Origin of the sequence: Lutibacter sp. (assembly GCF_041562875.1) — a bacterium.
Classification (GTDB): Bacteria; Bacteroidota; Bacteroidia; order Flavobacteriales; family Flavobacteriaceae; genus Lutibacter.
In genome coordinates this window covers 1-10,169 of record NZ_JBFFOE010000084.1, presented here as the reverse complement: position 1 = coordinate 10,169, position 10,169 = coordinate 1, and the positions used below count along the sequence as shown (strand labels likewise).

Genomic DNA, 10,169 nt, shown 5'->3' with positions numbered 1-10,169 from the left:
GTTATGGAAGCATCAGCACTTGAAGTTTTTAAATTTAACATCGTTTGTTTTAAACTGGAAGCAAGCTCAGGGTCTTTAATTAACATACCTAATGTTCCTTTTCCATTTTTAATGTCTGTTGTAATTTTTAGAAAATCAGCGATTAATTGTGCAGCATTGTCATTGGTTGTATTTAACGTTTCTAGCATATCAGTGGTTGATATTTTAGTGTATGATTTTATGGTGTCACCAGGTATTAATGCTGTTGAAATTTCTTTACCTGGAGCAATATTAATTACCATGCTTCCTACCAAACCATCAGAGCCAATAGCGGCAACTGCATTTTTTTTAATGTGTTGCAAAATTTTATTTTCAATAATCATGTCAACACAAATAGTACTATCATTTACCATGGTGATATTTTTTACAGTACCAACATTAATTCCTGAATAACGAACATTATTACCTAATTGTAAGCCATTTGCATTATTAAATACTGCAGTAATTCTAAAAGTATTGCCAAAAATATTTTGCCGATTACCAATAAAATAGAGTGCAATAATTAATAGAATTGTACTTAAAATTACAAATAAACCTAGATTAAATTTTTGAGTATTTGATGTTTTCATGACTTTATGATTTAAAAAATGCTTGAATTTTTTTATCAGTTGATGAAGACAATTCTTTAAAAGTTCCTTCAGCATAATTAATGCCATCAATTAATAAAATCATTCTATTAGAAATTACTCTGGCACAATCTACATCGTGTGTTATAATAAGTGATGAAGTTTTATGTTTTTGTTGAATATTTCTCATTAACTGTATAATTTCTTTTGCAGTTATGGGGTCTAAACCTGTTGTTGGTTCATCATAAATAATAATTTTTGGTTTAAGAATTACGGCTCTTGCCAATGCAACTCTTCTTTTCATTCCGCCAGAAAGTTCTTCAGGCATTAAATTTATAGCATCAGCAAGTCCAACACTTTCTAATGCATTATGTACTAATTTTTCAACCTCTTCAATGGTTCTTTTTTGTTTACGTAAGGGGAATTCTAAATTTTCCCGTACCGTCATAGAATCATATAGAGCACTTCCTTGAAAAAGAAATCCTATTTCTGTTCGTAAATCATTAAATTCATTTTGAGATAATTTAGTAATATCTTTTCCCATAATTTCAATAGTACCACTATCTGGCTGCATTAAACCAACTAAACATTTTATCATTACAGATTTTCCAGAGCCAGATTTCCCCATTAATACCAAATTTTCACCTTCAAACAATTCCAAGGTAAAACCATTAAGCACGTGATTGTCTCCAAAACTTTTTTTTAGGTTTTTAATTTTTAAAATGGGTGCTATGTTCGTGGTACCTTTCATAGTTAGAGTTCAAAGAAAATATCAGAAACAAAAACAGCAATAAAATCAATAACAAATAACAATAATGATGTGTACACTACAGCTGAATTTGAGGCCTCACCAACGCCAACAGTACCATTTGTACAATTGTAACCTTTAAAACTTCCAACTAAACCAATGGCAAATCCAAAGAAAAATGTTTTTACAGTTGCAGGAATAATATCAGAAAATTTTATGGCATCAAATACTTTATTAAAATACAATTGAAAAGAGACATCGCCTTTTAAGTTTTCAATAAGAGCTGAGCCAAATAAAGCAATAGCATCTCCATAAATAATTAGTAAAGGAATCATTAATGTTGCTGCCATAATACGTGTAACTACTAAAAATTTAAATGGATTAGTACCTGAAACTTCCATTGCGTCAATTTGTTCAGTAACTCGCATAGAACCTAACTCTGCACCAATACCAGAACTTATTTTACCAGCGCATATTAAGGCAATTATTACAGGCCCAATTTCTCTAACTATTGAAATACTTACCATTGAAGGCATCCAAGATTCTGCGCCAAACTCCATTAATGTGGGTCTGGATTGTAATGTAAAAACCAATCCTAAAATAAAACCAGTGATGCTCACCAATAATAAGGAGCGATTTCCCATATTGTAGCATTGCCTTAAAAGTTCTTTAAACTCAAAGGGTTTTGTGAAAACCTCTTTAAAGAAACGACCTGCAAAATAAGATAGCTCACCAATTTCTATAAGAAATTTTTTAAAATTATTAAATATTTGTAATGATGTAGTCATATCATACCAATGAGTTATCATCATATTAAAATTAAAATAGATTGCTAAGGTGTAAAATGATTTATATCATTTATAAGAGTCTAATAATGACTTAAATTTTGATTTATGATTCAAATTTCAATTTTTATTGTTGAATTAAATTAAAACCTTACTATTTTACTAAAAAAGAATAAAAATAGCTATTATTTAATTGTTGCTTTGGTTTGATAATAATCATTTTTAAGTATTAAGTATGGTTTTAACTTTATAGAAGTTAGTGAAAACTAATACAAAACAAATTATTAATAATAGTTAATCTTTTTAACCATGATAATCATAGAATTAAATAAACATAAACAAGAAAATAATTTTAAAGAATTTTATAAGAAAATTTCAACATTTATTCCTAGTTTGAAAAATTTTGCTTCTTCAAAGTTGAAACTTGCTGAAAATGAGATGGCTATTAATAAAGGGTTTTATGATGCCAATGATATTTTAGATGAAGTGTTTTTGGAAGTTTTTAAAACTTTTTCATCTGATATAGATGAAAAACAGCTAAAACAAATACTTTTTCTAAAAACCATTCAAAAAATAAGTGAAAAAACTGAGGAAGAAGAAAAATACCCAAATGATATCTCTTTTGATGCTGTTTTAAAAGAAGAATTGGATTTGTTAAATGAAGATTATTCAGTTGAGGCTGATGGAGATTATATATTTGATGAAGATCTTGACGATATTTCTTATAAACAAAAGAGTTTTAATTCGGCTCATTTCATTTTAGATCAACCATTAGAGATGGAATTGACTGGGAAATTAAACTTAAATAATGCCTCGTTATCTTCAGATAAAAGCAGAACCTTGTTTGGATCGTCATTTTATACGCTACCAACTATAAGTAAAAGAATTATTGAGTTATTTGTGTTTGGTGATCAAACAATAGCTGAAATAGCTGATACACTGTTTATTGATGAAGAAAAGGTTGAAAAAGTAATTGTAAGAGTAAAAGAAAGACTAGAAAAATTATAGTAACAAGTACACAATTGAAATTATAAACGAGTGTAGATTTCTTATAAAGTAACAAGGCATTATTAAAAAATATGTTTTTCTAAAACAATTGCAATTAAGAGGAGATAAAAAATAGTGTTTGAAACACAAAGTCATATAAATTTTAAATTAAAATCATGTTTAAAGACAGAAATGAAGCAGGTTATTTACTTGCCAGTAAATTGGAAAAATACAGCAACACAAATGCCGCAATTTTAGCAATTCCAAGGGGTGGAGTTCCCATAGGTTTTATAATAGCTCAAGCGTTAAATTTACCTTTAGAAGTTGTTCTTTCTAAAAAAATTGGTCATCCTTTTCATAAAGAATATGCTATTGGGGCAGTAACGTTAAAAAGTAGAATTTTGAGTGATGCAGCCAAAGAAGTTTCTAATTCTTATATTGAAGAGGAAACTATAAGAATTAGAGAATTACTTAAAAAACGCTCTAAAGAATACCATGGCGAAAAGAAAGCTCTAAAATTGAAAGATAAAATTTTAATAATTGTTGATGATGGAATTGCAACCGGAAACACAATTTTATCAACTATTGAAATGCTTAATGATGAAAAACCAAATAAAATTATAGTAGCAATACCTGTAGCTCCGCCAAGTGCTCTTAAAAAATTACAAGATTCAGATTTTATTGATGAGGTTATTTGTCTTTCAACACCATTTAATTTTCAGGCAGTAGGACAGTTTTATGAGAATTTTAATCAGGTTGATGATAAAGAAGTTATTCAATTATTAAAAAACGCAACTACTAAAATTACAAATAGTTAAGATTTTTTTTAACCCGTTGGGTTTAATTATTAAAAGCGAATTACTCTAACATATTCATCTACTATTTTTTTGTCAGATCGAGCGCAGTCGAGATGGTATCATAGTTCTCGACTGCGCTTTAACTGACAATGAACCGACAAAAAATTCACGTCAAAAAAGAATTGCTTCAATAGGGTTTTTATAATTTACTCATCAATTAAACTAAAAGGATGATTTTCCAAAAGTTGAGTACTTACATTTGAAGTCGTAATTGGTGTTACTGCTTTTGAAGTGTTAAACCAAATATATTCATCAAATTGAGAAGGTAACACAGCTTGAAAATAGTGACTCATTCGCTCTGTTTTCGGTCTATAAATAACACCAATTGCACGTTCTAATTTTGGAGTGCTTAGTAATTTTCTTAATTTTTTGCCTGAAAATTTCTCTCTCAAAGGCAGCGTAAATGTGTCTATTTGTGTTTGATGGCAAAGATTTTCATAACTTTTAGGCAAAGAATTGTTTACGTTCATTACCTCCATTTTAGTTCCCCAATTATTGGCAGCGGCAACAGTACCAGTATGTGTTCCAAAACCCATATGGTATGATTTTTTCTCAAAATGTTCTTTACATAAATGTCCTATATTAATTTCACCTCTCGAATACATTTCCGTGGCCAAAGCATTTCCAATATGAGAATTATGTGCCCACACTATGGCTTTTGTTTGAGGGCCAAAATAAGATAAAAGAGATTTTAAGGTATAAAACATATGGAAATCTCTTAAGTTCCAAGATTCTGCGCTTCCATAATACATTACTTTATAATACCGCTCGGCATCCACTACTACATTTGCATTTTGATAGGCATAAAAATATTCAGGAGAATGGTTTAACTTATTTTTATTTTTAAGTAAATCAACCAACATTTTTAAGACTTCCTTTTCACAACTTTCTAATTGATTGCTTACTACCATTTTACCATAAATTGCAGGATCAGACATATAAGGTGAAATACATGCATATCTTGTTTTTGCCAGATTTGCCAAATTTTTATCAATATTTTCTAAATAATTAATTACCAATCCCATAGAGTTTTCTAATCCATATAAATCCAATCCGTAAAACCCAGTTTTATTTTGATGTTGTGAATTGTATTCTTTTAGCCATTCTACAAAATTAAGCACTTCTTTATTTTTCCACATCCATTGTGGAAAACGGGTAAACGGCATCCAATTTTTTTTGGTATGTTGGTTTCGTACATAATTGTTTATTTGCTCAGCATCAGACCAATCTGCTTCAGCAGAAACAAAATTAAACCCTTTTTTTTCAATCAAAGCTTTTGTAATTTCTTGGCGGGTTAAATAAAATTCAGAAGTACCATGAGATGCTTCACCAAGTAAAACTACTTGAGCATTACCAATTCTTTCTAAAAGTTGATTGATAGGATATTCTTTAATGCTTTTAAAAGCAATAGCTTTTGTTTTAATTTCATCAATAATTTCTTTTTCCGGATAATCTTTTGAACTTATTTCAGGTAAAATTTTAGGATTTGGGATGAAGAAATTATCTTTTAATTTTTCTACGGCATATTCTGTTGTTGAGTTTCTTTGTATAACTTCAAAGATGATATGAGCCCAATCTGGACCCATTGGAACTAAAATTCGACCACCTATTTTTAGTTGTTTTTTTAAGGTATTTGAAACTTCTTCAAATTCTGAAGTTATTAAAATGGCATCAAATGGTGCGTGCTCTTCCCATCCCATTTTTTCGTTTCCAATTTTAATAAAAACATTGGTGATTTGTATATTTTTTAAGACTTCCAAAGCCCACTTGGCATATTCTTCATTGCCTTCAACAGTATATACTTCTTTACAAATTTCAGAAAGAATGGCTAAAATATAAACAGAATCAACACCTATTGCCAAGATTTTGTCTCCTTCATTAATTTTTAATTTTTCTAGCATTTTTGCAACTACCAGTACTCTAGGTTCAATAATGTTAAGGCTATTTTCAATTGTTGTTTTGTTAGATGTGTAAGGATATAATTTTTTTGATATTAATAAATCTTTTGGAAGATCCTGAAATGCTTGAAGCAATAAAGGGTTTGTAATTCCTCTATTTTTTAATTGAGTAATTATTTTTAAATTTTTCATAATTATAATTGTTGATATTTAAAATTAAGATGGATATTTTAGTTTTAAAATGACATTCCTCATTTTGAGAGTTGATGATTTTATGGAAATTAGTGTATGATAAATTCAAAGCTCATGGATACTAATAAAGTTGAAAATATAGCAGAAGAGAAAAAAAATAAAATTGTAAAAATCCCAATAGTATGGAATGTAGATGGTTATGATTTACTGATTTCTAATCCGCAAAAATTGTATTGGCCTAAAGAAGGATATACAAAATTAGATGTACTGCACTATTATAAAAGCATGGCACATACTTTACTGCCTTATTTTAAAGACAGACCTGTAACTATCAATTTTTTTCCAAAAGGCATTGAAGGTTTTTCATTTTATAAAAGAAATTTTGAAAATGAAGATAAAAACGAAAATTTGTTTCGTACGGTTTCCTATAAAGAAATTAGCCAAGATAAAATAATTCAGGTTCCATTAATTAATTCAACTTTAGGATTGCTTTGGTTTGCTTCCAAAGGAGGAATTGAATTTCATTTATGGTCTTCAAAAATGCCAAATTATTTTTATCCAGATATTGCCATATTTGATTTTGATGTCAATGAAAATACTGACTTTAATACTGTTTTACAGGCTGCGTTGTATTTGAATGAATTATTAACCTCAATAAATTTAAAATCGTATGTAAAAACTACCGGAGGAAATGGTTTGCATGTTTATGTTCCCATAATTGCCGAATATTCATTTAAAATGGTAAGAGAATGGGTAAAAAATATGAGCAATCAATTAGCAGAAAAGCATTCTGAATTAATTACAACCCAAAAAGAAAGTGGAAAAACACATGTTGGAACCAAAATTACGATAGATTATTTACAAAACGTAATTAGCAGGAATACAGCTGCACCTTATACAGTTCGTGCATATTCTAATGCTCCAGTTTCAACACCACTAAGTTGGGAGGAAGTTAAAAAAGGCGGGTTTACACCAAAAGATTTCACTATTAAAAATGTTCCAAAAAGAGTTGAAAAATTAGGGGATTTATTTAGTGAAGTATTAACTCAAAAGCAGCGTCTTTCTCCTTTAATATTTTGAAATGCATTTATCTATAATCAATTTTTAGACTGATTGGACAATGATCTGAACCATAATAATCGGAAAGAATTTCAATCTCTTTTATGTCCCCAATCAACGATTTACTGACTAAAAAATAATCAATACGCCAACCAATATTTTTAGCTCTTGCGTTAAAGCGATAACTCCAAAAAGTATAAGCAATTTTTGTTGGATGAAAATATCTAAAAGAATCAACAAACCCTGCATTCAATAAATTTTGCATTCCATCAATTTCAATTTGAGTATAACCAGCTGTTTTATTGTAGTTTGCTTTATCATTTTTTAAGTCAATGGGTTGGTGAGCTACATTAAAATCTCCACATGCAATAACTGGTTTTGTTTTTTCTAATGTTTTTAAATAACTCAAAAAATTGGCATCCCAAATTTTTCGATAATTCAATCTTTCCAATTGTTGACCAGAATTTGGAACATATACATTTACCAAATAAAAATTCGAATACTCAGCGCATATGATTCGTCCTTCTTTATCCTCATTTACAATAGTTAATTTAATGGGTTTATTTTTACAAAGTAGTGCGGTGCCTGAATATCCTTTTTTTTCTGCGGAATTACAATAAATAAAGTAATTGGCTAATGGTACTAAAATTTCAAGTGCTTTTTTATCTTGTATTTTTGTTTCTTGTAGACAAAGTATATCAGGATTCATTTTCTTTATGGATTCAAAAAATGATTTTTTTGAAATTGCATTTAAGCCATTTACATTCCAAGAAATAATGTCCATTTTTTAATGTTATTTATAAATATTTAAAAAATGAGGCTGTCCAAAAAGTATAGTTTTCGTCAGCCATGAATCTATTTTAAGTTTTATAATGATTAGTAATCAATATAATAATATTCTGAATCAAGTTCAGAATGACGAATTTAATAACTTTCTAGACAGCCTCATAAAATGTTCAATTTCTTCAATGCAGAATTTAATTCTTTAATTATGCATATTCATGTTGATATTGCACTTTTAACTCATTTTTAACTTCATATACACCTGGCGCAAAATATGCTGCTTTTTGGGCTTCATCTTTTTCAGCAATTGAGTTTACAGTTCCACGTAATGTTACAGTATGTCCATCAACAGAAACAGTTACATTTTTTGCAAGAACATTAGCAGAGCGTTCAAATGCTTTGCTAATTCTTTCTTTAATTTGAGTTGGTTCTACTGCTTGTTTTATTTGAATGCTGTTTACAACGCCTTTTACACCAAGCAAATTTTGAACTGCTTTTTTTGCAGCATCTTTTTGATAAAACCATTTAAGTTCTCCTGACAAATAAACCCAACCATCTTCCACTTTTACAGAAACTTTATCTTTTGGTACAGAAATGTCCCAAGATAATGCGTTTACAACAGCTTTAGCAATCTCTTTGTCAGTTTTTTTGTAATCCGTTCCGTATTTAACTTCAATATCAAGCGCTACTGCTTTTACACCTTTTACACCTTTTGCCGCTTTTTCTGCTGCTAATTTTTTTGTGTAACTGTCTACAACACCACTAAGGGTAACAACACCGTTTTCAACAATAACACCAATTTTTGTTTCATCAATATTTGGTTGCCATGCCAATTCGGATAAAACATCTTCTTTAATTTCATAATCGGTTTTCATAATATAATAGTTTTAATTAAATAATAAATTTGTAAATAGTCTCACAAAATGTTGAGTATCTGCTATGTTAATAAAGATTTTAATTATGCATACTCAGGATAATATTGAACTTTAAGCTCATTTTTCACTGAATAAACACCTGGAGCAAGATATGCTGCTTTTTGAGCTTCATCTTTTTCAGCAAGAGAATGTACTGTACCACGTAAAGTAACAGTGTGTCCATCAACTATAACAGAAACTTTATTAGCATCAACTTGTGCAGAACGTTCAAAAGCTTTGGTAATTTTTTCTTTTATTTGGGAAGGTTGCACAGCTTGTTTTATTTCAATGCTATTAACAACGCCTTTTACACCAAGCAAATTTTCAACTGCCTTTTTAGCAGCATCTTTTTGATAAAACCAATTAAGTTCACCTGATAAATAAACCCATCCATCTTCAACTTTTATAGCAATTTTGTCTTCAGGTATTGAAGTATTCCAGGTTAAAGCATCAACAGCTGCTTTTGCAATTTCTTTATCTGTTTTTTTAAAGTCTGATCCATGTTTTACTTCAATATCTAGCGCAACGGCTTTTACTCCTTTTACATTTTTTGCTGCTTTTTCAGCCTCTAATTTTTTAGTATAACTATTTAAAATACCACTAAGAGTTACAACACCATCTTCAACAATAACACCAATTTTTGTTTCGTCAATGTTTGGTTGCCATAATAATTCATCTAATACATCTTCTTTAATTTGTGCATCGGTTTTCATAATATAATAATTTTAAATTAAACATTAAATATTTACATTAAAAGTACTTTAGTAGATATTAAATTGAAATGAGGAAAATCAACTGACTCATATTTTAAATAATTTATAGTTAATAATTCTATGAACTGCTTATAATTATTAATGAAATATAAAGTGTTAAATTTTAGAGTTTTATAAGAATTGATTTATATCATTAACAATGTGTGTTGTAATTCATAATTTTAATAAACTCATATTTTGGTTATTGTATAATAATTTCTTTGTTTTTTTAAAATGGAGGAACAAAAAAATAAATTTTTAAGATGGATAAATTCAGTAGAGATAGTGGTAGTGATTATTTAATTGATGAAAGTTCATTTCTTCAAGGTCCTCGAGATAGATTTAAGGAGTTATTTTTCACTTTAAAAGTGCAATATCACTTTATAAAATCATTTAGGAAATTGCATTTTATTGATCCGTGTGTAACTGTTTTTGGTTCTGCCAGATTCGACAATAAAAATAAATATTATAAAAAAGCAGAAAAAGTAGGCGCTGCTCTTTCTAAATTAGGTTTTACTGTAATGACTGGCGGAGGTCCAGGAATTATGGAAGCAGCCAATAAAGGTGCTTACGAGTCAGGAGGTTATTC

Annotated in this window: 11 protein-coding genes; 4 read left to right on the top strand and 7 right to left on the bottom strand. The window is 29.0% G+C overall.

Going from position 1 to position 10,169, the window contains the following annotated elements; translation table 11 throughout:
- From ABY863_RS10665 to ABY863_RS10655, 3 genes are all read right to left on the bottom strand, one after another.
- A partial coding sequence (locus ABY863_RS10665; protein ID WP_372794636.1) for an MlaD family protein occupies positions 1-608 on the bottom strand: 608 nt, incomplete at its 3' end.
- Positions 609-612: 4 nt separating this feature from the next.
- Entirely contained in the window at positions 613-1,356 is a 744-nt protein-coding gene (locus ABY863_RS10660) for an ABC transporter ATP-binding protein (RefSeq protein WP_372794634.1), read from the bottom strand.
- A gap of 2 nt (positions 1,357-1,358) precedes the next feature.
- Complete coding sequence (locus ABY863_RS10655; RefSeq protein ID WP_372794638.1) at positions 1,359-2,141, bottom strand: MlaE family ABC transporter permease; 783 nt, start codon at positions 2,139-2,141, stop codon at positions 1,359-1,361.
- 306 nt (positions 2,142-2,447) lie between these two features.
- Here ABY863_RS10655 and ABY863_RS10650 point away from each other — a divergent pair, with 306 nt between their 5' ends.
- A complete protein-coding gene (locus ABY863_RS10650; RefSeq protein WP_372794632.1) occupies positions 2,448-3,146 on the top strand; it encodes a hypothetical protein in 699 nt (232 codons plus the stop codon).
- Between the two features lie 155 nt (positions 3,147-3,301).
- A complete protein-coding gene (locus tag ABY863_RS10645) occupies positions 3,302-3,943 on the top strand; it encodes a phosphoribosyltransferase (protein ID WP_372794630.1) in 642 nt (213 codons plus the stop codon).
- A 185-nt stretch (positions 3,944-4,128) separates the two neighbouring features.
- Here the strand turns inward: ABY863_RS10645 and ABY863_RS10640 are convergent, their stop codons facing one another.
- Entirely contained in the window at positions 4,129-6,072 is a 1,944-nt protein-coding gene (locus ABY863_RS10640) for an erythromycin esterase family protein (protein ID WP_372794628.1), read from the bottom strand.
- Positions 6,073-6,186: 114 nt separating this feature from the next.
- Between ABY863_RS10640 and ABY863_RS10635 the strand changes: the two genes are divergently transcribed.
- Entirely contained in the window at positions 6,187-7,152 is a 966-nt protein-coding gene (locus ABY863_RS10635) for a DNA polymerase domain-containing protein (RefSeq protein ID WP_372794626.1), read from the top strand.
- A gap of 7 nt (positions 7,153-7,159) precedes the next feature.
- Here the strand turns inward: ABY863_RS10635 and ABY863_RS10630 are convergent, their stop codons facing one another.
- The 3 genes from ABY863_RS10630 to ABY863_RS10620 all read right to left on the bottom strand — a co-directional run bounded on the left by ABY863_RS10630 (position 7,160) and on the right by ABY863_RS10620 (position 9,541).
- The gene (locus tag ABY863_RS10630; RefSeq protein ID WP_372794624.1) at positions 7,160-7,915 is read right to left on the bottom strand and encodes an exodeoxyribonuclease III; all 756 of its coding nucleotides are present in this window, start codon (positions 7,913-7,915) and stop codon (positions 7,160-7,162) included.
- A 205-nt stretch (positions 7,916-8,120) separates the two neighbouring features.
- Complete coding sequence (locus ABY863_RS10625; protein ID WP_372794622.1) at positions 8,121-8,789, bottom strand: BON domain-containing protein; 669 nt, start codon at positions 8,787-8,789, stop codon at positions 8,121-8,123.
- An 83-nt stretch (positions 8,790-8,872) separates the two neighbouring features.
- On the bottom strand, positions 8,873-9,541 hold the full coding sequence (locus ABY863_RS10620; protein WP_372794620.1) for a BON domain-containing protein: 669 nt from the start codon (positions 9,539-9,541) through the stop codon (positions 8,873-8,875).
- A gap of 302 nt (positions 9,542-9,843) precedes the next feature.
- Between ABY863_RS10620 and ABY863_RS10615 the strand changes: the two genes are divergently transcribed.
- Positions 9,844-10,169, top strand: a 326-nt coding sequence (locus ABY863_RS10615; protein WP_372794618.1) for an LOG family protein, incomplete at its 3' end; no start/stop codon positions are given.

Coding starts and splice junctions, on each gene's coding strand:
- ABY863_RS10660 (WP_372794634.1), bottom strand. CDS start 1,356: ATGAAAGGTACCACGAACATAGCACCCATTTTAAAAATTAAAAACCTA.
- ABY863_RS10655 (WP_372794638.1), bottom strand. CDS start 2,141: ATGACTACATCATTACAAATATTTAATAATTTTAAAAAATTTCTTATA.
- ABY863_RS10650 (WP_372794632.1), top strand. CDS start 2,448: ATGATAATCATAGAATTAAATAAACATAAACAAGAAAATAATTTTAAA.
- ABY863_RS10645 (WP_372794630.1), top strand. CDS start 3,302: ATGTTTAAAGACAGAAATGAAGCAGGTTATTTACTTGCCAGTAAATTG.
- ABY863_RS10640 (WP_372794628.1), bottom strand. CDS start 6,072: ATGAAAAATTTAAAAATAATTACTCAATTAAAAAATAGAGGAATTACA.
- ABY863_RS10635 (WP_372794626.1), top strand. CDS start 6,187: ATGGATACTAATAAAGTTGAAAATATAGCAGAAGAGAAAAAAAATAAA.
- ABY863_RS10630 (WP_372794624.1), bottom strand. CDS start 7,915: ATGGACATTATTTCTTGGAATGTAAATGGCTTAAATGCAATTTCAAAA.
- ABY863_RS10625 (WP_372794622.1), bottom strand. CDS start 8,789: ATGAAAACCGATTATGAAATTAAAGAAGATGTTTTATCCGAATTGGCA.
- ABY863_RS10620 (WP_372794620.1), bottom strand. CDS start 9,541: ATGAAAACCGATGCACAAATTAAAGAAGATGTATTAGATGAATTATTA.